Here is a 26,922-nt window from a genome sequence, read left to right as displayed (position 1 = left end):
TTGCAAGACGTCTAATGTTTAATCAAGGATGATGTATATTATGCCAAATCTAGAACTTGCCAAAGAAATAGATAATTTTCTTTCACAGAATTTTTTTATTTTAACTAAACCCGATGAAAACGAGTTGATCGCCGCCTTGGTAGAATATACCGTGATGAGTAAGAGGGAGGTCCTACCAAAATATGAAATGGAAGCGTTAAGCCGCATACTTTATTGGGCGGTGAAATGTAATTATTACCCTTTTTACAAAAGTAAGCTACTTAACATTATTAAACAACATATCGCTGTTTTATCTGAAACAGTACCACCGAAAATACATTTTATGTCCCTAATTGGGTTTGAAGCGATTCAGTTAGACTATATTAATCTTTGGATACAGGAAAACGCCGAAAATAATACAATAAACATTTGGACAGACTCCACCACCTTATTAGCAGAAGAACTTTCCACACGTATAGAAGAAGTGGCCGTTCGCCATGCCCGTAACGGAAAATATACAAGCAAGCAAGCCTTTAGATCAGAACTGATTATGTGGCAAAATAAAGCTTGTAATAGCATCATCAACACGATGTTACACAATGATCCCGCACAGGACGGAAACAAAAAATTTTGTTTTGATCAGGCTGTGATAATCTTTTTAGAAGAAGAAGGGTTAGCAAAACCGGGAGAATTGGCTGAAATTCGCCAAACCCATACTGAGCGCTTTAACTCAGCCATTCAGCAATTAAAACAGACAACCCGTCACCCTGATAACGTCACCTTTATCGATTTTCACTCTCTGAACTATTTGCCAGGCTATTTTCTATATCTTAAGGAACTGGTGTTAAGAGGTAATCCGGTCACGGCGCTGGATGTTAGCCGATTGCTGATACTCAAAGATCAGGGGGGCCTTTACCTTGATACCGACTTATTGCCCTGTTTGAATGAAATTATTTTTTCTCGATTGATCGCAACCCATTCCAGCAATACGGCCCATCAATACAGTCCAGAAGTCATTATGCAAGTGGTGTTAGATGAATTGACGCACCGAGGATCGATGCCAGGACGTGCTGCCGTTATTAAGAATACAAATCGGGGAGACTACCCTAATCCTCTGCAAATTATTGATGAATCAGCCAGACAATACATTAAAAATGTCGTGATAAGTGCACTAGATAGCGGACAGAGCCTTTTTTCACCCCTTGGCCGATTGGCCGTGGACCCTTATTTTGCATGTAGCTATAGCGGGGATAATAATAAAGCGATTGTTGCTGCAAAAGGCAGTGAATTTATTGATCAAATTTTAATCTATATTGCACAAATACATAAAGTAATGCGTAGGCATAACATTGATGGACTAGATCCTGATCAACCCATTCCACGTGAGATCAACCGAAAAATTGCTGAAGATTTACAGACAAATAAGCTGTTCCCCGATAGTCGATCATTATTCGCTTATCGCGAAGGGGGTCCGTATAGTGCTGACATTCCCAACCGGCTAGCACCTTACCGTCATGCCTATACCCTATTGATGAAAGAAGCGGGTGTGGTAGCAGATAATAGGATACAGCCCTCACTGCATAAAACGATTCCCCCTTTTCGCCGTGCTTTTTTTTCCACCGAAGAGGCTTATCTGTCACGTTTGCGTGAACGCGGGGGAAGGTTTCCCTGTGATTTGTTTCGCCAAAATAGCCAATACGACAGTCAGTATATTATACAATTGCAGGATGATGAGGAGGTGAGTCAAATGGCGCGTTTCCTCTATAACAAAAATGCTGATCGTACTGCCCATTATTGTTATCAGGCACAAACAAATACCTTGGCTATCGTAAATGCTGCCCCTGATTTTGTCTTTCACGGTAAAACCCGCATTATTTTTATAAGCCATGGTATTTTTATGAAGGCAATGGGAGGTGAAAAAATCGTTCAGTTGCTGATCACTCGCGGGTTATTACAAAAAGATACTACAGGCGACTTCCAAAAAATCGATAGAGTGTCAATAGCAGCCTGTTATATCAATGAAGCCACACCGGCTAACGTAGTCATGAACCGTCCGATTCAAGACGAAAATTTTATAGAAAATATTTATCGTGCTTTTTCCATTGAAAAAATCCCCGTTGGGAGTATCAGTGTGCGCGAAAAATTAGTGCTAATCGATGCATTAGGACGCACATGGACTGGGCTAATAAAAAATCCTCAGATACCGGAAGAGCAATGGCAGGTTGATTGGACATTAGTCAAAGAGAGTAACCGAAAAATTATTTTTACTCAGGGAGAGGATGGAGAAATAGTGAAGACGCGTATCGGTTTGCTAAAGGAGGCTTCTGCGCGCACGAGATTACTAAAAACCTCTTATAACGGTCGTTTTGGCGTAGATGATGTCTTCGACGGCTACCAAACAAAACTCAGTGGCGCCATTAATGTAAAAATCGCCCGCCAGATTGTGGAAAATATAAAGAAAGGCCCCGTTCTGATGGTGGCTGATATCATGGCATTGATAGCGGGAATGTGTGAAGAGGTCGCGCCACATCGAATTATTATCAACGCGAATAGGCCGGATATGACTGCACTGCAGCATATTTTACGGCAAACTGAACAATATCATGATTATATTCATTGGTTGAATGAACTTGACCTGTGGGGTGGGACAAAAGAATTAAAATTGCTGATGGAGAAACTATTTACCCAGCCGCAAACCGCTTTCCTGCGTTTGAAAGAACGGTATTTGCATGATAATTTTGATTTATTCAGTCTCAATCTCAGTGATCCCGCCAGTGCTGGCATTATTGAGCGTGATAAACGCGACAAAGCACCGATTAGAAGTATTTATTTAGGCCAAGTTGAGCAGCATTTCGGTGAAACAATCAAAGAAAGCCTAGCCTACAACGATGATCCCGAGACTTCTCTGAAAAAAATGAAAACCAGCATTGATAATATAGAGCAAAATCTAAAAAAATTAAGTAAGGGAGAAGGAAACACGTCACTTTATTATCATTCTGAACTCACACGCCAGTCAGAACAGGCGACTATTAATAATAGCAAATTGAAAAGAAAATATACCAGCCCGCGTTACCTCATCAAAGCACAGGTGTATTACGCCAATACATTGAGTGCTCATTCATACCGAATGGTTATCGATCACTGTGATGCATTGGTTAGCGCAAATCGAAATTTATTGACTCAAAACCATTTGGAGACGAATAAATGGGGGTGCTTGTTGTCAACCCTCACCTACAACAAAGAAATTCAGCAGTATGAGATGTATTATCTTCACCAAGATAAAATGCAAAAAATACAGCTTACAACCGATAATACTATTTTTGCTGAAATGAGGCGTTATTTGGAACAGCAACATGAACGCCTCATTAAATGCTACCAGCGAGTCAATGGACGCCTCTATCCAAATCCCTTTTTCAGCACAACAGAGATCACCAGTATGGGGATCAACACAGTATTTAGCATTATAGCCATCCAACATTGGCTAAAAAATGGGATCAGGGTACCAGGAAATACCCCATTAGCGAAAACACTGCAAGCCCATACCTATGTTGCCATGACGCAGGTCACTTTCAATACCACTAGCGACAGTATTGCTGTGTTGCAAGCGGCTTTAAAACAGACGGAAAATGGCGCTTTTACCCGACTTTTTCAATGGGTTGGGCTCCCTGTTGGCCTAGGATTAGGTCTGGCTGATGTTGTCTTTAGCACCATTGAATTGTGCAAAGCTGAAAACGAGTCACAACGTATCCTGTCGATCACACAGCTCACTTTTTCCTCATTGGGCTTGTCGTTATTTATTTGCAGCATTGTTGCCGGCTTTCTGGGCTTAACCTTGCTGGTCAGCGGATTATTTATTACCGGTATTGCGTTAGCGGTGACCAGCTATTTTGTGCAATCAGCGATAGCAAATAGGCTTGATGACCTAGAAAAAGCGAAAATTATCGCCAATTATTTTAATTGTATGCTGATGGGCTGGCAGCAAGGAGGATTTATTTTCCAGCACGGGATACTCTTGCCCAATCAAGGCGTGGTCATCACGCAAGTCGATCTCCGCAACCCACAGTCTGTTGCTGTCGTTTTGGATCCAACAGGTCAGAAAATAAAGAAAAAAGGCGTGGTTGATGATTCAGCAAGCAGTTATATCAATTTGTATCCGCTACGTCAGGCAGCACAAACGGTATCCGCTCTGCCACTCACTGGTAACTGTGCGTATATTCAAACCCTAATTTTACCCACACAACCCCGAGTAAAAATTGACCCTATTTCTAGTACAAGAGTTAACTCGGTAGAAAAGTACACTGTATTTAACGGCATGCATTTCTTTTCACGCCAAAATCGGGATTTTCCTTTTGAGATTAAGAAAGATCCGTACTCTGGTTTAGCTTACTGTAATACGCCAATTGAACTGAAGTTTCATTATATTCCCACCAATATTGATGTTTTATTGGGTAATCATCGCTATCATCTCACCGCACCGGGGATCGATAAAACAGGAGGGGTGCCTATCCTGATCACGCCTCCCGAATACAATCAACATTTACACTATAAGCTCATTGCACCCCAACAGGGCGAGGCGACCGTCACTGTGGTGCTGAATAAAGCGCAAGCAAACATGACTATTGAATGTGATAATGAACAGGTAAAATGGATCATTGATGCTCACCATGTCAATGGTATTGAATTGATCAATGTGCCCGTCATGTCAAAAGCGGAAAATAGACTCAAATTTATTTGCCGTACACTGATAGCGCCGCACGAATACAATGAAGAAGTTATTACCACCATCACACTGAAAAATACGGTACAAACCAACATTACCCTACGCCTTCCACAGGGTGAAATAGTGCTGAACCGGCAGCAAAGTGTTTTTTATTATCTTAATATTGCTCAATTGAATTTGAGTCATGATCCAAATATGTATTACGACAACAAGGTCACGCAGGCGGTACAAGCTTATCTGCTCACGCAAAACCAGCATAATTACCACGCGATCAACAGGATTCGGCTCCACGATTTTATTTATCCTGCTAACGGGCGGGAAAACGCTAAAAAAATTGAGGATTGCTTTTATTCGTTGAAATATGCCAGGTTACTCTATACAGCCAACCACAATGATACGATTTTCAATGACACCTGTCCCCGAAGCAACGTTGAGTTGCTTTTCTACAATCATACCTCTGCTTGGTACCGCGGCGATTTTTCTTTTACTTTCAACGATGGCTTACGGTGGTCTGATAGGGTGACTTATGAAAATATTTTTTGGGTATCAGATATTGCTACCAAAAAGTTACACTCTGTTTACCTGCCTATTCTTCATTTACCGGTTATCAAGACAGATACGATAAGATGGCCTCCTGCCGCCGCCTCGGAGATCATACAGACACAGGTAGTCGACAAGGGTATCGTATTTGAGCAACATTATACCTACTTTACAAATGAGATAGAGAAGCAGATCCAGCTTGTCTACCTGATTGATACAGCGTGTTTCACCGGGCATCTGACACTGCTTGAAGTGCGGAACCTCCCTCCAAACGTGATGCAGGATTTGATTAATAGTAGTAACCTGGTGGCACTGCATCAATTTATGCAACAATCGGTATCCGAGTCTTCGGCAGGGCCGCAACTTTCTTCCTCCACTCATCCTACTATCGCGACATTGCGTGTCCCACAGACGACGACCACGGTTTCTATCGGTGACAAACTAATATGGCCATTACCGGGTGACGTTACCAACGTGAATGGCAATATATCGGCAAACATTGAGGGCTATCTTCTCAATAACACCGATTATTTAATCACGCTATCTGCTGTGATCACGGGAGATCACCCTGATCACTACCTTTGGAGTGTGATAAAAACCGAGAGTTATCAACTGTACACACTCTATTTGCAAACAGCTCAAGAGACCGCAAAAGAGGTGCGATTAAGTGATTTTGGTTTGCTAGCGACAAACGTCGTGAGCATCACTGTTGCCCAGTGGGGCAGTACGATCAATATGAAAAATGGGGATGACTACCATCTCGGCATCGATGAGAGACTCAGGCTACAGAGCCTGGGCGCCTATTGGCGAGCGACGCCTCAGAATTGGTTGATCCCGTTGATAAAGGATATCCAGGTATTCAAAGAGCAACAGAAAGGACCTTTTTTAGAGAAAAGAGGACAAACAAAAGCCATCCAAATTGCACCCATCCTCGCTATTACCGGTCTATTTCGACGCGATGGCAGCACCCTGCTCCCAACCTGGTATGACAATCTGGGCCAAAGATTGTTAATTTGCCAAGAAAGCCCCCGTTCAGGTACGCAATGGCATTGTTTAGGCATGGCAAATGACCAGCAAGGGGCTTGGCTACTGGATCATTGCGGTGACAGTGTTGACATCGCTTATTTACCTGCAATCAATATCGATGCAGAATTGACGCTTTTTGATGGCCATTGTCTACTGATTACGGCAGAAATACCTGCTCTGCAACGCCTGCCAATGGACAGACTCCCGAGTCAAGATCATTGTACTGGTGTGTCTTTAGCCGGCAATGGGCATCTAAACCTGATAACACGAGGTGGGATTATTCTTGATATGAATCGACAAGTGGAAGATTTTATCGTCACCTTATTAGGGGTCACATCTACGTTTAGTGATGCCTATTACCGCTCTCCAACACAGATAAATCGTGGTGAAGTAGAGAAAGCCTTGTGTTCTCTTTGCGCAAACTATCTTTGTCCAGAAATTATCGCGCTTCCGTTGAAAGAAGGGCGATATGGCTGGTATCACCCAGAGAGTGCAGGTCTATTTATTCCCCCGGCGGAGGAGAGTCACGTGCATTATCTTGGTTCTTGTTTTAGTGAGGGTGAACAAGTTGCTTACTTTTCTGTTAATCGTTCCGGCTATTTACTGAAGATCGCGGCTTCTTATGATCATGATTTTATAGAAAATAAGGCTGGCATTTACCAACGGTTGGGTGAGTATCTGATTTTAAATGCAGACACAGGGGGCTCTTCTGATTTTAATACGGCTAAAACACCTTATTATCTCAATATTGATGAGGTAACACGTTTGTGGATCCGTACCACTGAACAGCAAAAAGCGACTCAACACATTATCTATGATATTGAGTCGTTTGATTATGATGTGATCGAGATAACACATCGGGGGAGGGGATCACTGTATTTCCGTTATAAAGATCCTCTAGAAAGCATTTCCATCATACGCAAAGGTGAACGTCTTTTGGTCGTTATCCCAGACAAAATCCTAATCATCCACGATATCTTTGATCCACACAAAAACAGCGCCTATGGCAAACTGCGGCTGATGTTTGCCCAAGAGGAAATAACGGCCAGTCAGTTGGCCAGTCATTGTGATGATTATGATGGTCCACTGGACGGTAGCGGGTTGTCTATTCTTCAAGCTGTCTAAAGAAATGAGTATGAAGATCTGAATGCCATGGGCACATTTGCCGAATCTGAGCGCTCCCTGATCAGAGAGCGCCAACGTGAAGGTATTATTATTGTCTATTTAATTTCTCGTTTATGCTCCTGCTATGAAAGGTGTGCTGAGGCTGCCTACATGGGGGTTAACCGGCGTGAGTGACGCGGGTGTCTGTGCCTGTGTAGCACGGCCTGAAGATGGAAGGCCTGACATGGCTTCACGTAATGCACTGGACACCTGAGCGTCATCTCGATGGGCCGGTCTTTCTTTTTGCACCTCTTGCAGTCCGTTGAACAGGACCTCGTTTTTTGGCGTGACATCCAATTTATCAAAGACGCCGTTTTTATCTTGTAACCAAAGATGACGGTACTCTGCATGTTTCATAAAGTGTTTGATACGGACAGTCGGATACGAACTCGGGGCGCTCGCGTGGCTCAGCACCACATCGTTGTTATCCTGTTTTTCTATCCGCATGTTTTCGAACGACCACGGCAGTAGCACGACATCTTGGGCGATGTATCCGCCGTTTTCGCTGCCATTATCTTGGTTATCAATCTCGACATTACGGGCGCCAGCCTGGATATGATACCTGTCTGCCCCCCCTTTACCCTTGAGTGTATCTTTGCCATGTTGGTGCCATAAGCGATTATTTTCCTCGTCTCCCGGCAGAGGCGTGGTTGACAAGGTGTTATTTCGTTTGTCTCCTTGCAGGTGGGTGCTAAATTTCGTCCCTACCTGCGCCAGTTGTAAAAAATGAGGCACCCGGGTCGGGCTATTATTTTCATGACGGCTGACCGGTTTTCCCTTGATGGTGACTTTCACTTGTTTTTCACCCTCACGGCTGGGGGTGATGAATTCAACCTGGATGTCCTCCGGTCGGGCCGCACGCAGAAACGCTTGTCGGCTTTGGTCATGCTCGGGAATGTAGTGCGCGGTTAACGGGGTCAGGGATGGCCAATGCCCGTCGGCGGCGCGTCTGAGCGTTTGTGGCCATCCGGTGATGCGCAGGCCATCACGGGTATGGAGGACATAGGCGTGTTGCAGGCTTTTTTGCTGACCGTCTGCGTGCAGACGGTACATGTTTTCTAACCTTAGCTCAGTGTGGGCCCCGTTATCGCCCCGCAGTTGCAGCCACACCTCTTCGCCGGCCAGCCGAATACTGGCGATGTCTTCTGCGTCATAATCCAGGAGCACGTTGCTGTGTGCCTGCGGCTCCACCTGCTCTTTTAACGTTATCTGTGCGCGTGTTGCGCTCTGATTGCGAAGGATATGGTAGCTGTCTGTTCCTTTTCCTCCGGCTGCATACCCGCGCCCTAAACCGAGGGTATTGTTACCCGCGTCTCCTGTCAGTAAGACAGACACGTCACTCTGTCCGTAGGCATGTTCAATGTGGCTTAACCGAGCCAGTGTCTTAACATGCGCCAACGCGTTTAGCTGCGTTATCGCCTCTTCTCGCGCCTGCCCCGTTAATTGCGCAATCCGGGCTAACCGATCAATCACATCCTGGCGCTGCCCCTCACGGTAATACGCGGCGAGGCCAATATCGAGCGCCAGCAGGGTGCTCTTGCCATTCATTGGTTGGCGCGAGGCGATCACCGTATCTCCCTGGTCACGATCGCTCCCCGCACCCTGCCCGCCATCCAGGACGTGCGGGGTGGTCGGCGCCGCTTGACCCAAAAGTCGAAAACTGTCTGCCTGGCTGCCCCCAGTAAACTGTTTGGTGCCGCCGCCGATGTCGAAGTCATTTTTTCTGTCCCGCTTGCCCAGGACTCTGTCATTACCCTCGCCCATATTCACCTTGTTGATGGAGTCGGCCTCCGAGGGTCGGCGAAAAGGGGCTCGGACTGCCTCGCCGGTGGGACGGAGGGACACTAAGAATTTTTCGCCGTTTTCGTCAATAATGTTCACGATTTGACTGGCGCCACGGGGCGCGAAGCGGTTCTGGCGACTTGCCGCCTTCGCCGGGCCAAAGGTGCCATCGGCTTGTCCCTCTGCAATGGTGTAGCTTCCATCGTCTTGGATCACCACTAAATCGGCGCGGTGGTCGCCATTCATATCATGCAGCTGTATTTGCGCATTATTGAATTTCTCTGGCGTGAACAGCTGTTTTATCCCGTCATGATGTTGTACTGCTTTGGCGATAAAAGGCATCTGGCGATTGCCGCTGCTCAAGAGCGTGTAGAGGTCCCCTGTTTTGGTGATGGAAACAATATCGTCATCACCATCGCCATCAATATCGCCGACCACACGATGAAGATAGGCCGCCACAGACGCGGGGACGGACGCGGGGTATAACGTGGAAAGCGCCATTGACTGCGCGGGTTCAAAAATACCGGCGGCGGCGGCCAGCGCATCGTCGGCCTTCACGGGTTTGCCATAACTGATGTTGACATGGCCTAGCCCGCTGCTGTCGCGGCTAACGTCTCGTGTAAATGACACAAAATCCGCCCGGCCGTCTTTATCCACGTCCAGTAACACCGGGGGGGGCGTCACTTAAAAATGACCGCTGCAGGCCGTTTGATTGCTCGCGACGGGCAAAGGCCCCGTTTTTATGGGCTAAAAAAATCTGTACCGGGTCGCTACTGTCGCCGACGGCCACCATATCGTCCCATCCATCCCCGTTGATATCCCCGACCGTCGTTCTTATTGTCGGCCAGATCAGCGGCACGATGCTATCGATACGCTGTTGAGTCCCATAACCGCCTTTCCCATCAGATTTTAGGAAATAGAACCCATCAATAGAATAAAAGGCGAGCTCACGGTGACCATCATGGTCAATATCGATACTGATTGCGCGCGTATCATTTTGTAAGGGATTCAAGCTCACCGTGGGCAAGGGGTGATCGGCCGTCGCAACAAAGGACCCTACCGGCTGGTCCGCGCCGATAAAGGGTTTTTTTAGCACGGTCGCGGGCAGACGCGCGTCCTCATCATTCAGATCAACGACCTCGTCGACCCCCTCCGCGTAAGGCAGGTAGTAGTTTAGTGAATATTCTTCCAGTCTCACGACGGCTTTCCCTTCGCTTTGTTGGAAGGTCAATACCCTGTTTCCTCTGCTATACCGCATGGCGTAGCTGGCCGCCTCTTGTTGCATGGCGTCTGATGACGGTATTGCTGTCGGGGGGATGCGGTCACGTATGATGTGCTCGCCCTTGGCGATGTCTGTCGCCACGATCCGCCGATAAGGGAGGGGGTTCAGCTTGACGACCCCTCGGCTGAGGTACAGGGTCTCAATGTTGATGTTAGCCCGTAATACGGTTTTAGCAGCCTGTTCCAATCGGGCGGTCAGTGCTTCCTCTGCCTCCTCTTTTAGCTGGTAGGCCGTTACCTGGTTTTCCACCTCCGGCGTCTGATCTTGCCCGGTAAAGGCCAATACCCCGGCTTGAAAGGTTTCCCACCCGTCTAATTTGACGATTTTTTTGATCTCGTCCACTTCACGGACTGCCGAATAAATGCCGCCAGCTAAGAGCAGCGCCGCCCCGAAGGCCAATCCCACCGGGCCGGCTACCGCGGCGGCGCCGCCGCCAAGTGCAAAAGCAAGGGGGACGCCGATGCTTACCAGCGCGCCGGTGAGCGATAAAGACCCTTCGACGATCAAATCTTGGCGCAATGTCGGATCGGTGGTGGTGGCGAGCTGACTGAAAGCACGGAATGCCTGGTAGAAGTCAAAACCGCTGGATAAGACGCCGAGCGCCGGGCCGCCAAAGCGAGCCAACTGCAGTTTGAAGCCTGACTGCAGGCCCATCTGGGTCAGACGACTGCCCCAAATGCCGAGCCCCTCTTGGGTGAGATCAATCGCCATGTTGGAACTCAGTGCAAACAGGGCCATATCCCTTTCTCGTGTCAGCTGTTCTCTTTGTGCGGGGGGTAAGGATTGATTTTGCAGTCGCCGGTTATATTTGGTTAGATCGCTCAATGAACGCAGGTAGCCGTAGCCTTGCATGGTGCCGCCCGCGCGGCTGGTAAAGCGCTGCAGACGCGCCCTGCCGGCTATCGGCACGCTTTTTAGCGTGTCGCCCAGTGTTGGTGCAATGTCTAACACCAGCTTGGTCGCCTGGCTGCCCGCCGTCGGCTGTGGCCTGAAGGTCACCTGCTGTCGGATCGCATCCAGCTGCGCCAGCACACTGGCTTTTGCGGCGGGATTGCCGCTGTCGATGAGGCGATTTTCCATACTGCCTTCCGCCGGTATTTGCTGCCGGAGGAAACGCACGGCCTGTTGTGCTTCAACGGTACTGTAATCAGCCTGGTGCAGATAACGCGCCAATTTTTGGGCATCAAAACGCAGTTGCTCCGCCACCTGTTGTGGTGAGAGGCGTTGGAGATGATCGACTGAAAAGGGCTTACCGTCGATGCGGGCCCCCATTTTATGGAGTACCACGACGGCTATCGGGACCGCGCTCAGGGTAATATCAGGGGCAGCGGCCAGGCGTTGTGCTTCGGGTTTATACTCGCCGAGTAGCGTCTGCAGTTGCCTTAGCCCCGAGAATTGCGCACGGGCGGCGGTCAGATCGACTTTGTACAAGGTGACTGCCGTGGAGGGCGCCATGTGGTGACGCAAGGTCGTCTCAAGTACCCGTCGGTTTTGACTGACATCCGCCCCCGTGATGTGCATCGCGCCTACATTGGGGTGATAAAGCGTAAAGTGGCCGTTCTCTTTGACAGAAAGCGCCAGGATTTGCTGATCGATTTTTAATAGATACTGGCCGGGCGTCATATCCGCGTGCGTCACGGGCAACGGTTGTCGGCCAAAAATCGAGGGATGCGCGTCAGGTGTCGCGAGCAACCCCTCGAACAGCCGGCGGAATTGTTGCACTTGCTTGACGTCATTGTCAGAAAGGGGATCCTGAGCGCGCAGCTCGTTGAGCGTGGCGTAAGTATTGAGGCCCTTCAGGTAATGCTCACTGGCCTGCCCGCCTTGTGTTTGTGCATCCAACCAGGCAAGTCCTGTGGCAGTGGCCGCCGCCTGTGCGTACCGGCTATTGTCCTCGATAAATAACGCCTGTGGCGCGAGCTGCACGTTGACGCCCTGTTCGGCCTCAACGCCTTTCCATGCCGTGATAGCACTGATTTGCTGCCTGTTCCATTCTTGACTGCGCGCCAACGCGTGTTCACCCGTCAAGTGAGCGAGCTGAGCATGGGTATCCGGTAATTGCAACAGCTGTTTTACATCGTTATGCCAGCGGGAAAAATGGCGCGCGTCAGTGGTGAAGGCAGAGATCTTCCTTTCATCAAAGGCGCCGTCGGCATCAGGGAAAAAATCGGCCAGGTCAAGACGTTGCTGGGCATCCAGCGTATCGAGGGTTAACGTATTGGCGTGCAGCGCCTCCATGAGTGCGATAACCCGCTGCAGTCGGGTAGTGAGATCGGTACGATCCACCACGGGAGAAGGAAGCGGGATTGAAGACAGGGGATCAGCATAGGCGCTATTTCCTCCGGGTAGGCCCGTCGGCATGGATATGCGAGGCTGTGCAATAAGATCGGTGACATTCATCCGGCCTTCAGCAGCGGGGGCCAGTTGCGCGACGTAATCAGTTCCTACATCGATACGGTATTCTGGCGCATAGCCGTCTTCATCAAGATCGGTGATAATAATTTGGCCCAATTTAATTTGGAGATGAGTTGCACTAACGCCGGTTAAATTTTTATTAATAAAACGGTTTATTCTTTCTCGGGTGTCAAGCAGTGATTGATCATTCCACAGTACGTTGGGGGATGCCTCCCCTTTTTTTTCACCGACAAAGAGTACTTGTACGTTCGCGGGGGAAGTATTTAATGTAAGCCAGGCTTGCGCGGCCGCTTCCATTGGAAATGCAGTGCCATTCGGTGAAGAGATATCTGCCTGTTCTCCATTCATGACAACAAGGTATCGGTGCATGGGATCTTTTCTGAGCCATTGGCCCACTGCCCTGATGGCATCGGCATCTCCCTGCTGTACCACGGCTATTTCGTAAACATGATGACTCGGTTCGACACTATTCCTGGGTGAGCTAACGTTTTCATCAGTATCCATCGGTTCGACGTCGTCTCCTGGTACGCTAGCGCTTTCATCAACCTCCATCGGTTCACCGCTGTCCCTTGGTGTGTCAACGCTTTCATCAACCTCCATTGGTTCACCACTGTCCATCGTTGGGCCAACACGCTTGCCAAACTCCATGGGTTCAACAGTGTCCACGGGCCTACTAACAGGATCGACAACAACCCTGGATTCAAGGGAGCTACCTGGTATATTTTTGGGTCGTGGTGCTGTCCTCTCTTTTGCTGAGGTAAGAGCGCCCGGACTATAATATTGATAATCATAATTATAGTTATTTTGCGTCGGTAATGCGCTTGTCATACTGCTAATATCCAGTATTCTCAAGCCTTTGGCTTCTGCTCGACCAAATAATCTATCGTAGCGTATTCTGCTCGCTCCTTGTAACGTTTCTTCTTCTAAATCGACAAGATCGTTATGGAAATGCTCGCCAAGATCAGCAATATTGAGGGCCCGGTTACCTTCAGTATCAATTAACCAGATACGATCGGCTGGGATACCCTTATCAAAAGGAGCGGAAATATGCAATTCGGCGTCCCCTCCCCCTCCGTCTGCAACGGCCTTAGGATCGAGTATATAACTCTCTACCATTGATACCACTTCAAGACCCCGTGTATCAATCCAATAGATAAAGCCACTTGTTTGACCTCGACGTAAAGGGCGACTGTATTCTTTGTGGATTCTTTTCGAAGCGATAGGATGATCGTAATCTTCATCATCGCTATCTGAGTCTGAGAATTCACGATAAGTAGGATCAGACTGGCGATCATAGTGGTACTGACTAATGTTGGCACTCTTCCCAGAAGTATAATTTTCTTGAGATACCCGATAGAGGGCGCTGCCACACATGACTATTTCAGTCACGGTGCGATCGGGATGGGAACCATGAAATGGGAGTAATCTTTCATCGGCTACTATTTCATAGGGTGTAATATGGGTACCCCGGAATACCCCGCTAATATCTCTTCTGAAAGGATAACCGCGATCATTGATTTGATATCCTCTTGAACGTAAATAGTCATTGAGAAAAGCAGGAGCATAATAATGGGCTTGTCTCGTTTCACTGCCCATACTCATGGTCTGATCGTCACTCCTTAGAAAGCGAGCGATCATCGGATCAACAACGCTACGAATATGATCAAAGCGATGCGTGTTATTACTGTCCATTGACGCGCTTTTATGTGCCTCAGCCCACTCAGGAACAGTGTTTTCTGTGATTAAATGATCCACTAGCTGTTGCCGTAATTCACCTGACATATTGAAGCTTTTCCACAATACATCAATCTCAATATTATTTTTATCAGGATGCAAGCTTTGTAGCACAGCGATGGCTTGTTGTTCTTTTTTAGGAAAAATTAACCATTTTTTCTTAATATCTTCATTATTGACGGGCTGTTCTTGTTTGGCACTTTCTCTGTTGCTTCTTGCTAACGCCTGTGCGTCGATCTGAGTGATGGAATGGTGACCATGACTTTCTACTGGACCCGGTTCTATTAAGCGGCCGTTAAAAATAAAAAAATCAGGATTCCCCAACAGCATGTCGTAGTCACGCAACCGGGTTTCTGGAGGGAAGTTATAGAGTTTGAGGTAGGCTTCTGCACTGGCAGATGACATGTAGCGCCCTTCGTTGCCAGGTTGATTTTGCACCCGATTGCGGTATTTCTCTTGCATCCACCGGATCAGTTGCATCCACTGTACTGACGTCAGCCCTTTGGGCGCAGCGCGTGATACCACTCGATTTTCAATGAGACCCGGTTTGAATTGGTCATCATCGTCCAATGTTAACCGACGGCCTTGCTCGTCAACGTCCACTGTCGTTGTGTACGCTACCACTCCAACGGGTTCTGTGCGAGGTTCTCCGGTGTTCGTCTGATTTAGCAAGTCGGCAAATTGCGTTCTATAATCGACAAATTCTGGGTTCTCATCATCGCTGGCCAGAGCAGATCCTATCAACACAATCTCATTCGGTTCAGCCCCCCCTAGTATTTGAGAAACTTGCTTTTTTACACTTAACAATCCTGAGGAATCATAGCCTGCTAACGAAGTAGGGTTATGATCATCCTCACCACCACGGCTACGCCCGACAAAATGCCAACGTGAATAACCGGTCAGCCGCATAAGATCACCATGTATTAAACGTGAGTTCCCCTCTGCATCAAGCTGCAATAACACCGACTTTTTAGGATGTTTACTGGCTAAATTGATGGCATCCCTTAGGCTTTGTTCATTGTCTTCCAATTGTATAATGAGGATGCTATCAAATTTTGAGCGTTCATCGCGAGAAAGAGCACTAATATCCCTTCTCTGCCATCCAGCAACGTTATCGCGTTTGGCTGGGCCTGGCGCGCCGCTCAGTGAATTGCTTTGTGTCGCTGCCGAGCCGCTAATGGGGGTAGAGGATACGGGAGTCGTGACGAGTGTGGGGGCTGTGTTAGTGGCTTCGTATCGGGACATGGATGTGTGTGGCATGTATATTATCCTTAATAAATGTCTATCAAGACCGTATCATCGATTTCTGATTTTATTTTTGAAATCGATAGGCAGTTTGATTAAATTTTATTGACTTAAAACAGAAATAGAAATTTTTGTTTTATCTTATTAACTATTAATTTAATGATAAAAGTTCATGTTTTTATAAACTAAAGTATAAATTACTGTATGTTTTTGTGATTTCTGTTGCAGCCAGAAGTGAGAAAATGGATTGCTTTTATCAATATAAAATAAATAATCGAGATAAATAAGTTTATAATTATTATATTTTATTCTTTTTTATTTTTGGGGCTAAATATCATTGAGTATAAAAATAAAGTTTGCCATAAAGTTTATCCTCGTTATTGATTAATGTGTGACTGAGTGTGATTTTTATGCTATTAGTGCTACATATCAATAGATTGACGAGGCAATTGATGATGGTCTTAACAAAATTGAGGCAGCAAGGCGGGGCAGTGGTATTAACTATACCCCGTGATATTGCATCGACAATGGGATGGCGGGTAGGAACAGCAGGTCACTGTGGAAGTTGAAGGTGCTAAAATCAGTTTGACGCCAATGCACCGTATTCCGCGTGGCCGTAAAAACATTCAGGAATTACTTAACGAAATAGACAGTAACGAAATATCCTCTCTTAATGAAACAGTGGCTAATTTTACCGTTACTCCACCGACAGGTAAGGAATTTTGGTAATGGTAAAACAGAGAATACCTCATAAGGGAGACATCTGGCACATTTTGCAACTGTAGCGGAAAGCTACCTCGTTGATAAAGTGGTATCAACGCTTATCGATTTAATCGATCCGCGATAAAATATTATCATTTACGTGCACTCCCGTTTGTTAATTTATTGCATATTGGGCGCATCATAATTTTCTTTACTAATCTTAAATTTTTATAAGTATTGACGCGGTGTTTTATATCAAGAAATGGTATTTTTCCTTCTTTTATTAGCTTATAGAGTTCACATGCCTCTTTTGGTTTGAGAGTTAATTGAGAACTCTTCTTAACAGAGGAAGAAAGGCAACTGATTGTATCCAGTACTATTTTAAATGTATCATCATGTTGACTACGGCCATAGTAAGTTCAATCTACTTTGGCCGTGAACACTGTCTGGAAATAATTGACTACAATATGAATTATTTGCTGCCACTAGGCTGCTCTTTGAATATATTCATTGGCCACATGAGCAGCTGTTTTTCTAACGGAACTAATAATATTTTCTTTAAAAATGCTTTCATACATCAGATCGGATAGAGCATAAGAGATCTTAGTGTTAACTTCGCTTTTTTGGTCACAGTCATTTATTCTTTTTAAAAAATCGGTGAACAGGGTATTTTTCATCAGGTATGTTGAAACCAAGTGTTTTATTGAACCCTGGGCGCAAGCAATATCGATAGTCATATCACTTTTATTTAAATAATGCATCGTTTCTTTAAATAAAGAGAGCCGTTCATTTTTGGTAAGTTGCTTATGTCCCATAAAGGCTCTATCTATCTGTAGGTTAATTAGCGCACAGAGATAAGTGCATTTCTCTTGCTCTAGCCATTGCTTGTAATACTCGCCGGGATTTATCTCTCTGATCATTTTCATAATATCTTTATAGATTGTGCCAAAATCCAGTCGCAAACTGTTCCCGTCTTTATATGCAATGGATAGTTTTGTACCCTTAGTAGCAATAGACAGGCCGTTCGACAAAGCAGGACGGGTGCGGAAATCGTCGACGAGGTCTCTGAATTCTATCGTCGGGTCGTAAAAGAAAAATTCCTTATCTAAAATAGTATAGGAAAAAATTTTATCATTTTTGTTAATGTTGATAGAGAATATGTCATTACCTCTATTGTCTTTCATTTGTAATAAATTATCGGTTGATCCAAAGTCATAGCAAAACCTTTCCTTGTATGCCGGAGAGGCTAATTCTTTTAATTTGAATAGTATTTTTTCCACTTCATCCAGCGTGATATTGTGTACGGGATGACATAATTTTTTCAGGCATTCCTGGGCTTCTTTATGGCCATGGGAAAAAAAGAATTCTTTTATCTTTTCCCATAATGTCATATAAATATGACGATCATCATTTAATATTTCTTCTATGCGGACAGTGGTAGGGAAATAACCCGTCCCTACTGAAAAAACTATATCAGTCATAATATGTACTCCACCTTACTGTTAAAAATTAAATTCCCACCACTGTAATGATTATGGCGAAATCATCTTTACGTACTACACAGTGAACTATAAATTTTATGATAAACGTGATCGTCGCTAGATATATGCTTTGGAATGGTTATTATACTCCTCATGAAAAGTGCTCAACTTCTCGGTAATCGGTGAAGTCGTTTCGTCATTTCTCTTTTTCACAACAACAGCGGGTAAAATACCTGTCAGCCAGAATTTAAATGCAGCAGCCCAAGGTACGGCTTGGCTTTTAAACTTAGCATCGGTTTTTTTATTTGAAAGCTCTTTAATATTTTTGGACAATATCTCGTTAATATCGCTTGGCACAGTTTCTGGTTTATATTTGGCGATCAGATAAATCAAGCCGAAAGCGGTGCCGGTAATGAATAGAGAAATTGCAAGATACGGCGTTAAAAACAGTGATGCAACCGTTGCTACACCAATTCCGATAGAGACTTGCTTAATTTTTTGAGTAAATTTATTAAGATTTATTGATGTTAGTTCACGGTCGAGCTGCTTGATATCTTCTACTATTGCATCCCGTAGCGTGTTATCTATACTTTCCACTGTATTGTTACTAGCAATGTTGTATTTTAAAGTCTCCCAGTTATCAGCTATAGCTCTGATATTTTCTAATCTTGTCTTCACTTTTCCGTATTTATCTTTCTTAAAAGAGAATTTTGAGTTTGATGCTTGTTCTATGTCTTCTAGAGCCTTATCAATACTATTACGTGTCTTAACTGTATATTGTATGGTATTGTTTTTATTACCTAAACCACTTTCCTTTAGATAGTCTTTAGTCATTCCATTAGCAAAAGCTTGTGTCATTCTATAATAAACCTGTTGTGCGTTTTGCAATTTATCAGCGTCATTATTAGGTTTGTTAAAATGAGTAAGAACGTTTATACTATAAGATACCTTATTACCGACAAATTGTGTCAACAAGGTTAATTTTTCTATATTGTCATTAACTGATGTTAATGACAAACCATCCTCTAAAAACACCAACTGTAACTGCCCGTTATTTTCTAACGGTTTTATTTTCATAAAAGCGGCTAATTCAGATTTTTGAAGAAATTTCGCTAAATCCTTAGCCCATGTTTTATCCGCCCTATGATGTTGCGATAGTATATTGAGTAATTTACATATTTCTCTATTATTTTTAGGAAAAATTCTAAAAACAACATTTGTTTCATCTTTTAATTCAATCACCGCATATTTTTTAATTTCTTCTTTTTTCAATGTGTCCTTAAAGCATTTCAGATGCCTATCATTATTGATATAGCCCTTCAAACAATCAGCCAATAATCGTTTATTTTCACTCATCTGTTTTGCTTCTTCCACCTGTTTTGTGTTTTCCTGTAAGTATAGGTGGTACGGAAAACCAGACATTCTGCCTAGATAGTTAATGGTTCTACCCGCAATTTCTTTTGTAAATGCTATAAATAATGGCAAAAAAGTACTTTTATTTTCATTGTCTACCTTGTTAACTTTATCATTGAGCTGCACACATAATTCACTGATGGATGAAATATCATTTTTAAGTTTAATCTCTTTGTTTCCTTGATATTTTTCGACCACACTTTCAGTGTACATCTTAACTACATCATTAATCAGCTGTTGTTCAGCCGTCACCGGATCCAACTCTTTTAGTGCCGAACTGACTTCCGTTGATTGACGACGGAGAGTGTCGATATCGATACCAGAGTGTATTTCATCAAATGGATCTTGCTTAACTTTAGTATTTGTCATCCTTCTGATTGCCTTAATTACACGCTTTTTCATGCCACAAAACTTCGTTTTAGTCGAGGTGGGAAGTCTCAGAGTATTTCCGGTCTCTACAATAATATCTTTGACGCTTTTAGTTCTTTCAGTTGAGGTGTTTCCTGAACTTCTGTTTGTAGGCACATGACTTTGAAAATAACTATTTGTGGTTTTCATACTCTCCCCTTAGATCATATATTCAATTCTTGAATAAAAAATTAAATAATAAAACTGCGGTTTGTAGGATGGTATGGAAAAAAAAAGAGGATAGATATCAATTATTGACATAATCTGTTAAAAATATGTTAACAATAAGTAAATTATATGTTGCCTTGGTAAGCATATACCCAATGAATTTCGAGTTACGGCAAGGCTGCAATCAATCGAATCTCAGGAGTTTACAGGGAGTAAATGACTGGGATGAGTGCGCGCAGCCAACGCCGCCGCATGGTTAATCGCGATGGTCATCTTTTTCAGTAGAGCAAGGTCAGGTTTCCTGTTGCAGCTAAGAATAGAGGTGAGATTGAAAGATGGTTGCATATGGCTCTATAGTGACCAGTAAGTTAACTTGATTCAATGGTTCAAGAGCCTAGAAAATAATACAGCGAGGGCACCTCTCATATGGCAGATTATGACTTTGAATGGATGTGGCAGGGTGAAGATAATGAGGCCTAACGTACGTTTTCGTTCCATTGGACTGTGAACCCCCTACTTGGAATTCTGGGAAGATTTATCCGGCTATATACCCTTCTTTAAAATATTTATAAGCTGACGGAAATTCTTTAGGGTTTTCAAGTATATAATTTTCAATGCTTCTTAATAATTCTGATTTATCGCTTTTTTTCTTGCCCACTGTTGCGTAGATATCACCATTTACGGGGCCTTTATAGTGTTTGATCACCGGAAGTTCTGACGCGTTTGATGTCATTGCCTGGAAGGTGTTATCAGTTCGTTCAGAATAATCTAGGTTTAAATCCGTCACTTTTGCATACATGGGATCTGCATATATGGGGTCATACAGATTGTTAGTCTCGTTATTAAATTTTTCAGCCAGCGATTTTTGTATGTTTTTTGTGATACTGTCTATTGATTTAGCAAAGTCATAGATCCATTCGCTTTCCGTTCCTATTGTCTTTCCCAGATCTATACCCTCAGTGGAATCCAGAGAGAAACGTTGTAGAGCATAATAATCAAAACATTTCATTTGCAACGCAATCCATCTCTGAGTCAGCCGTTGATCAAACACCATCTCTTGTTTTGTTGGCCCACTTAGCAAATGCAAGTATAACCTTTTCTGATTTGATGAAGAAATTCCCTCCAATTTATCTGGATCAGTATTGTAAGCCACCTTAGCTAAGGCAGCATCAACGCTTTCACGAGAAACGGGATTGATGTTTAAAAACTCACTGTGATTGGTTAATTGTTTTTCTGAGAAGGCACGAATATCTTTTTCAGAATTCCCGTATACCAGCTTGCGTTCATCCATCCCATCTTTTATAGAAAAGGTAAAGGTGTAAGTGCCATCCTCGTTTTCTGTGACAGATGCCTGAAATCTATTCTGAAAGCCAGGATATGTCATTTCCTTGAGCTGATAAAAAGAAATCATTGTTTTCAACGCTGATTCGGTATCTGGCTCATGATCGGTATGCGTCAACTCATAAAGTTTCTCCAGTGCTTCACTTTTTTTCGTCCTGCAAATCCAGTCCTTAATTTTATCCCAGACTCCCATGTATGCGGCCTCTTCTTTCGAAGAACTCTCAACAGCCCGTCTGATTCTTTTATCACTAATGGCTCTGCTGAATGGTAGGCAAGTATTACCCTGAATAGTCAGTGGCATAACATTTATCCTCTGTGTGACGTTATAAGTTTGTAATCATAATGTTAATAAATAGTCAATTCAATGGTTGATTGGAAAATGGGTGATACTTCAGTCAAAAAATGATAAAAAAACCCGCAATCTAGAAGATAACGGGTTAGAGAAGGAAAGGGTTAGATAAATGAAAGACACAAATTTTTTCGTATAACAGCCAGGCACGTTCGTTACTATGTCCAGCTTTTATCCAAGGTGAATTGATACATTTCATCCAGGTCAAGATTGTAATGGTCTAATGTTTCCGGACTCTTTTGAAGAGCTGTAATAAACTGCAAATCAGAGGTGTATAAAATGAAAAGTAAAAAGAAGCCATCGACATTGACACTGGAGTTTAAACAAGACGCAGCAAAGTTAGTGCTGGAAAAGGCGTATACGTGCCAACAAGCGGCAGACAGTTTGGGTGTTTCATTAAGTGCGATAAAAAGCTGGGTCAAGGCTGAAAGGGGGGGAGTGTCCCCGGTAGGATCTGAACAGGCGAGTCTTAGTTTGGCCGAGCGTGAAGAATTACTTCGTCTGCGTAAAGAGCGTAATAACTTATTAATAGAGCGTGAAATATTAAAAAAAGCGGCGGTCTTCTTTACGAAAGAAAACGGATAAGATTTTACCTGTTGGCGCGGCAATTTACCTTTACTCAGAGAGACCCGGTATGGACAACGGATATCACCACTGTTTGGACTTATGAAGGCTGGATGTATTTAGCGGTGGTGATGGACTTATACTCGCGCCAAATGAGCGTTAGCGTGATTTTTACTGAAAAATCGTATCCTGAAGAGGGAGTGTCTTCATTAATTTCCCATATTTTTATGTCGGCCATTTTTTTATTATCATAAAAGGTTTGATAGACTGATATCACAGCTAGTGGGTGTCAGCACGCCTGTTATCTTTAAAGTCGCAGATGGATTGTCAGTCATCACACTGAAAGATGCTGCACATAATAATGTCTGGATCGCAAGTCTATTGAAGATATTGCAAGTTTTTTTTCATAATCATGCCTTATAAAATAATTAAATACATATTGTGATGAAGAATTTTTAATAATACCTGTAATCAATGTTGTTTTTTATTGACCTCCTTTAAGGGGTCGTGTGAAGGAACCCCCAAAAGTGTTCGTTCTGAGTGAAGCGGCTTTCCAGAAGCATCGTTTTAAATGTTTTTCAAGCTCATTGATCATCGTATCCAAATCAACACCACTCTTGCTCTTTTTAAAATGGTACTTACCAGTAAAGGCAATGTGCGCCCAGGCAATAGGAGAAATCCTGACAAATTCATCAATAATTGTCTGGGTAACTCCCTCTACTACTTGCATTTTTTCATAAAGGGTATTTAAAATAATAGCGTTGTACGCAATGACAGAATTTGCAACCAGTCTTACTGCATGCGCGCTGACCTGATTAGTTATTCTCTTTTTTCCTTTAAAAACCCCGTGATAAATTTTCCTGATGAGACCTTGTAACTGGTGATAGGCCTCTGCTCGATTTCTGGCCGTTCGGATAGCCTTTCGAAGCGTCATATTATCGATTAAATTCAATACATGTGTGCTTTTAAAGAGGGTATTATATTCAATCAGTGCTCTTTTTAATCCAGCGCAACGCGCAGAGGAATTTAGTTTTCTAACAATGTGACTTTGCGTATATAGAATCCAATATAACAAAATTGAGCTTATTCAGAGAGTGATTATCACCCGTTACCCTGTCGATAGTAATGTCTGTTTTATTACCATGAATGACGTCATAAAGAGAATGCTCTTCATATTCATTAAGCCCAATATTCTTGGCATTAACGGCAACAAAATTGGCTATCAATGTATAAATGGACAGCCCAGGAGATTTCCCAAGATGTTTTTTTGAATACCTTGACTGGATAGTACTTTCACTGGTCGGAAGTTTTTGCCCATCCGCATCTGCTAACAATTTTTCATCTAATAAATTCCATTGCTTAAAAATAGGCAGTGAGTGGATAAAGTTAGCCACTGTGTCATTCGCTGCGCTGTGCGTATAAAATCTTCTTGAGTTGAGCGCATTAGGTTAGGGTTTAGATCAGACATTTCTGCCCTCTTTTCTATACTAATGCCAAAGGCCTCCGATAGAATACAGGCGGTAATGGCCAGCGGCGGGGGTTCCTTTTTTTTATTGTAGCGTGTTCTTATGTAGGTAAAAGAACTCCACATGTTAATCCGCTCCCCCATATACAGCATGAGGTCGGGTATTTCTACCTGAGGCAAGGTGCTGAAAAAAGCGTCCTCAAGAGGCGTCTTGCTATCATAATCCAAGCGCCAGTCTTGTCCGCCCGTTTTGGTTTCTTTTATACTGAACCCTGTATTTTCTCGATGGTTTATCCGTTTTGTCGTTTTATCCCATGTGGTGTCCAGCATCAAAAGGGCATCATCCAAGCGTTGGTCGCAATAATTTGGGATTTTTGGATAACCAAATTCAAGCGCTATTTTTTCAACATCATCGACCAACCCATCGCTGATCAAGTCATGATTGATATCACAGTGAGAAACACTTTCATTGCAACAGAGCAGGCCTTTATCCAGACGACGATACATTTTATGGTAAACAAAGCATTCAAATAAATGGGGATCGACCTGTTCCTCACTGGATCCTTTCTTCAAATAAGCGAGCTGTGTTCTGGATATAGCGTCTTTAAGTGCTTGTGGTAATATCAATGTTGATGGACCCTTTCCGCTACCATAGTGCTTTTTTATTAAATCAATCAGCGCGATAACCTCATTTTTTTCTTTATAAAATACAAATGGAACGGTTAGCACGATTGGCCTTAGATAAAGTGCGAATAAGCGTGATGATTTTAAATAAAATTCACGCATTGCTGCTTTTGTATCAAAGGTGCTTCCCTGTAAAAATTGCGCTATAACGGGGAATTGCTCTTCTGGCAGGACTTTATAAGCCGCCTGATTTAATTCATCATGATGCAGACTGAATTTTCGTTTGGGAAACCACGTGAGAAATTTAGCGAGTTTAGGCAAATCAACAACCAGATCGGAATGGTATTCGGTTTTTTTCTTATCGGCATAAGCTTTGGCTTCCGCCATAATACGCCTTACATGATACATGAAGCTGGTGATTAAATTATCCATAATTTGTTGATAACGATGATAAATAAAACAAATGGTTTGCAACCATTGTTGCGGTTTACTTAACTGCCTTAGTCTGGAAGGGGCATAAATCAGCGTAATAGCGAATAGTATTTTTGGATAGCAGAAGGGTTGGAAGAAAATCCTTTGCAAATTTATACAACTCAACCATCGCCAAGGCTTTCTCTACTTCGGCATTTATCGCAGTATAGGTAAAGTTTTTTTGATCAGCACGTAGGGTGTTTAGCCTGCTGATTCCTTCATCCCTATTAATTAATCCTGATAATTGCTTTTGTTTAATCTCGGGTATCAACATGATCAGTTGATTAAGTCTGTCGCTTTCTTTAGCAAATTCCCGGGTAAACATATCCTGCAAACACCGATAGGTCGGGATAACGATTTTTTGATTATCAAGGTAGACCAATAACTGGCGGAAGGTGTCATGGCCTTTAGGATAATACCGTAACAATTCACGCAGGTGTTCCTCAATCAGGATGGCTTGTTTTACTGACCAATCCTGATAATTAAACAGACTGAGAATAATTTGTTTTTGCTGACTGATGCGTTGACGTGTGATGCTTCCCTGAAATATCGGGTCGGTTTTTTTGAAGAATTAGGCAAGCACATAGGCAACATCAGCCAGAACATCCTCAAATACAAAAATGAAAAATTGGTTTTTGGCTTTGAAGTAGGCAAGCTGCAAAATGAAATATATTTTTGTTTTGAGCGTACCAAATTGACTGAGTTTATCTAATTCTACCTGATTCATTTCAAACACGAGTTTCGCACGAATCTAACCTGGTGCAGCCAATAGTGCTCTGATGTGTGTAGTAATAGCGTTTTTAATGACAGCCCAATTTTGTTGGTAAAGGGTTATTTTTTCGGACAGACGGCGTTTATGTTGTTCAAACCAGGCAGCCATGGCTAGAAAAATATGATTTCTTTGCGCCCGGCCCGTGCGGGCCTGACAGCGTTCTATACCCGTGATCAATGAAGATGCTTGATTTTGAAGTCGATAAGGATCATGCTCATAGCCATGAAAATAGAGCTGACTGCTGACCAGAAAATTACCCTCGAAGCCCAACATCGTCAAAGCCATGACCGCCGTGTCTGTGACAGGATCCGGTGTGTTTTGTTGTCCGCAGACGGCTGGACTCCCCCTATGATTGCTCACTCACAGCTCATTAATGAAACCACGGTGCGGCGCCACCTTACAGACTATCATAAACTCAACAAGCTCAAGCCTGAAAATGGCGGCTCCGATGGCTATCTCAATGCGGAACAGACCACGTCGCTGGTTGAACATCTCACCCAGCCGCTCTACCACCACAATCACCAAATTGTGGCGTATATCGCTGGACGCTGGAACATCACCTTTACCGTATCAGGTCTGTATAAAGGGTTGAAGCAGCATGGCTTTAGCTATAAAAAGCCGAAAGGTGTTCCGCATAAATTTGCCGTTGAGAAACAGCAGCAATTTATAAAGACCTACAGCGAATTGAAAGACGCCGCGGGTAATGACCCCATACTGTTTATTGATGCCGTTCATCCGACACAAGCCACCAAAATAAGCTACGGCTGGATACGAAAAGGCCAGGATAAAACGATAGAGACCACCGGGAGCAGAACGCGGTTGAATATCATGGGAGCCTTGAACATCCAGAATGTGGCTAACCCCATAATCCGTGATGATGAGACGATTAACAGCGAAAATGTGGTTCACTTCCTGTCTGCCATTCGCGCGCATTATCCCATCACGACAACGGCACATGTGATCCTCGAGGGTGCAGGCTATCACCGTTCACAGCTTGTGCAAGACGCCGCGCTTACGTTGAATATCCAGCTTCATTACCTTCCGCCGTATAGCCCGAATCTAAACCCGATAGAGCGATTGTGGAAGGTGATGAATGAGCAAACACGAAACAATAGATATTACCCATCTAAACAGAGTTTTAAGAACGATATCTTAAACTTCTTTGAGGTGAAGCTACCACAAATGGCAAGTTCTCTGGTATCTCGCTTAAACGATAATTGCCAGGCGCTAAATCCTGCATCTTGATTTCACTTGGGTATATACCCATCGCCATTAAA

At 43.9% G+C, this 26,922-nt stretch carries 15 protein-coding genes and 2 pseudogenes; 5 read left to right on the top strand and 12 right to left on the bottom strand.

Annotation, left to right across the window (positions count from 1 at the left end):
* Positions 1 to 40 precede the first annotated feature (40 nt).
* On the top strand, positions 41 to 7,390 hold the full coding sequence (locus AAHH42_RS11710) for a TcdA/TcdB catalytic glycosyltransferase domain-containing protein (RefSeq protein ID WP_342221195.1): 7,350 nt from the start codon (positions 41 to 43) through the stop codon (positions 7,388 to 7,390).
* 111 nt (positions 7,391 to 7,501) lie between these two features.
* Here the strand turns inward: AAHH42_RS11710 and AAHH42_RS11705 are convergent, their stop codons facing one another.
* Both AAHH42_RS11705 and AAHH42_RS11700 read right to left on the bottom strand, forming a co-directional pair.
* On the bottom strand, positions 7,502 to 9,868 hold the full coding sequence (locus AAHH42_RS11705; protein ID WP_342221181.1) for a hypothetical protein: 2,367 nt from the start codon (positions 9,866 to 9,868) through the stop codon (positions 7,502 to 7,504).
* Positions 9,861 to 15,902, bottom strand: coding sequence for a C80 family cysteine peptidase (locus tag AAHH42_RS11700; RefSeq protein WP_342221194.1), 6,042 nt, complete (start codon positions 15,900 to 15,902; stop codon positions 9,861 to 9,863). Before AAHH42_RS11700 ends, AAHH42_RS11705 begins: the two co-directional genes overlap by 8 nt.
* A 543-nt stretch (positions 15,903 to 16,445) precedes the next feature.
* On the opposite strand from AAHH42_RS11700, the gene AAHH42_RS11695 reads away from it, so the two are divergent.
* Positions 16,446 to 16,616, top strand: a complete 171-nt coding sequence (locus AAHH42_RS11695) for a hypothetical protein (protein WP_338067552.1) — start codon at positions 16,446 to 16,448, stop codon at positions 16,614 to 16,616.
* 458 nt (positions 16,617 to 17,074) lie between these two features.
* Here the strand turns inward: AAHH42_RS11695 and AAHH42_RS11690 are convergent, their stop codons facing one another.
* The 3 genes from AAHH42_RS11690 to AAHH42_RS11680 form a co-directional block, all read right to left on the bottom strand.
* Positions 17,075 to 18,070, bottom strand: a complete 996-nt coding sequence (locus tag AAHH42_RS11690) for a hypothetical protein (protein WP_342221193.1) — start codon at positions 18,068 to 18,070, stop codon at positions 17,075 to 17,077.
* A 117-nt stretch (positions 18,071 to 18,187) separates the two neighbouring features.
* Entirely contained in the window at positions 18,188 to 20,041 is a 1,854-nt protein-coding gene (locus AAHH42_RS11685; protein ID WP_342221192.1) for a hypothetical protein, read from the bottom strand.
* Between the two features lie 553 nt (positions 20,042 to 20,594).
* Entirely contained in the window at positions 20,595 to 21,701 is a 1,107-nt protein-coding gene (locus AAHH42_RS11680) for a hypothetical protein (protein WP_119797125.1), read from the bottom strand.
* 327 nt (positions 21,702 to 22,028) lie between these two features.
* Here AAHH42_RS11680 and AAHH42_RS11675 point away from each other — a divergent pair, with 327 nt between their 5' ends.
* Together AAHH42_RS11675 and AAHH42_RS11670 are read left to right on the top strand one after the other, a co-directional pair.
* A complete protein-coding gene (locus tag AAHH42_RS11675) occupies positions 22,029 to 22,334 on the top strand; it encodes a transposase (RefSeq protein WP_342221191.1) in 306 nt (101 codons plus the stop codon).
* Between the two features lie 11 nt (positions 22,335 to 22,345).
* A pseudogene (locus tag AAHH42_RS11670) lies at positions 22,346 to 22,468 on the top strand (IS3 family transposase); the annotation flags it as partial.
* On the opposite strand, the gene AAHH42_RS11665 reads toward AAHH42_RS11670, so the two are convergent.
* The 7 genes and pseudogenes from AAHH42_RS11665 to AAHH42_RS11635 all read right to left on the bottom strand — a co-directional run.
* Positions 22,414 to 22,551, bottom strand: coding sequence for a hypothetical protein (locus tag AAHH42_RS11665; protein WP_205411452.1), 138 nt, complete (start codon positions 22,549 to 22,551; stop codon positions 22,414 to 22,416). The pseudogene AAHH42_RS11670 and the gene AAHH42_RS11665 overlap by 55 nt on opposite strands.
* A gap of 246 nt (positions 22,552 to 22,797) precedes the next feature.
* Entirely contained in the window at positions 22,798 to 23,388 is a 591-nt protein-coding gene (locus AAHH42_RS11660; protein WP_342221190.1) for a Tn3 family transposase, read from the bottom strand.
* On the bottom strand, positions 23,348 to 23,707 hold the full coding sequence (locus AAHH42_RS11655; RefSeq protein WP_342221189.1) for a Tn3 family transposase: 360 nt from the start codon (positions 23,705 to 23,707) through the stop codon (positions 23,348 to 23,350). The genes AAHH42_RS11660 and AAHH42_RS11655 overlap by 41 nt, the downstream gene beginning before the upstream one ends.
* Complete coding sequence (locus AAHH42_RS11650; RefSeq protein ID WP_342221188.1) at positions 23,656 to 24,789, bottom strand: hypothetical protein; 1,134 nt, start codon at positions 24,787 to 24,789, stop codon at positions 23,656 to 23,658. The genes AAHH42_RS11655 and AAHH42_RS11650 overlap by 52 nt, the downstream gene beginning before the upstream one ends.
* A 100-nt stretch (positions 24,790 to 24,889) precedes the next feature.
* Positions 24,890 to 25,363: a hypothetical protein gene (locus tag AAHH42_RS11645; protein ID WP_240313881.1), complete on the bottom strand. Its 474-nt coding sequence runs from the start codon at positions 25,361 to 25,363 to the stop codon at positions 24,890 to 24,892.
* Between the two features lie 81 nt (positions 25,364 to 25,444).
* Positions 25,445 to 25,609 carry a hypothetical protein gene (locus tag AAHH42_RS11640; RefSeq protein ID WP_342221187.1) on the bottom strand — a complete coding sequence of 55 codons (165 nt, stop codon included), beginning with the start codon at positions 25,607 to 25,609 and terminating at the stop codon, positions 25,445 to 25,447.
* 15 nt (positions 25,610 to 25,624) lie between these two features.
* Positions 25,625 to 25,813, bottom strand: a pseudogene (locus AAHH42_RS11635) (IS701 family transposase); the annotation flags it as partial.
* A 54-nt stretch (positions 25,814 to 25,867) separates the two neighbouring features.
* On the opposite strand from AAHH42_RS11635, the gene AAHH42_RS11630 reads away from it, so the two are divergent.
* Entirely contained in the window at positions 25,868 to 26,890 is a 1,023-nt protein-coding gene (locus AAHH42_RS11630) for an IS630 family transposase (RefSeq protein WP_342221999.1), read from the top strand.
* Positions 26,891 to 26,922 lie beyond the last annotated feature (32 nt).

Source organism: Candidatus Fukatsuia endosymbiont of Tuberolachnus salignus (genome assembly GCF_964030845.1).
In the GTDB taxonomy this organism is placed as follows: domain Bacteria; phylum Pseudomonadota; class Gammaproteobacteria; order Enterobacterales; family Enterobacteriaceae; genus Fukatsuia; species Fukatsuia symbiotica.
Note: the sequence above shows the minus strand (reverse complement) of the source record. Positions and strands in the feature narration are given on the sequence as shown.

Coding starts and splice junctions, on each gene's coding strand:
- AAHH42_RS11665 (WP_205411452.1), bottom strand. CDS start 22,551: ATGGCCGACATAAAAATATGGGAAATTAATGAAGACACTCCCTCTTCA.
- AAHH42_RS11680 (WP_119797125.1), bottom strand. CDS start 21,701: ATGCCACTGACTATTCAGGGTAATACTTGCCTACCATTCAGCAGAGCC.
- AAHH42_RS11710 (WP_342221195.1), top strand. CDS start 41: ATGCCAAATCTAGAACTTGCCAAAGAAATAGATAATTTTCTTTCACAG.
- AAHH42_RS11675 (WP_342221191.1), top strand. CDS start 22,029: ATGAAAAGTAAAAAGAAGCCATCGACATTGACACTGGAGTTTAAACAA.
- AAHH42_RS11700 (WP_342221194.1), bottom strand. CDS start 15,902: ATGCCACACACATCCATGTCCCGATACGAAGCCACTAACACAGCCCCC.
- AAHH42_RS11690 (WP_342221193.1), bottom strand. CDS start 18,070: ATGACTGATATAGTTTTTTCAGTAGGGACGGGTTATTTCCCTACCACT.
- AAHH42_RS11630 (WP_342221999.1), top strand. CDS start 25,868: ATGAAAATAGAGCTGACTGCTGACCAGAAAATTACCCTCGAAGCCCAA.
- AAHH42_RS11685 (WP_342221192.1), bottom strand. CDS start 20,041: ATGAAAACCACAAATAGTTATTTTCAAAGTCATGTGCCTACAAACAGA.
- AAHH42_RS11650 (WP_342221188.1), bottom strand. CDS start 24,789: ATGGCGGAAGCCAAAGCTTATGCCGATAAGAAAAAAACCGAATACCAT.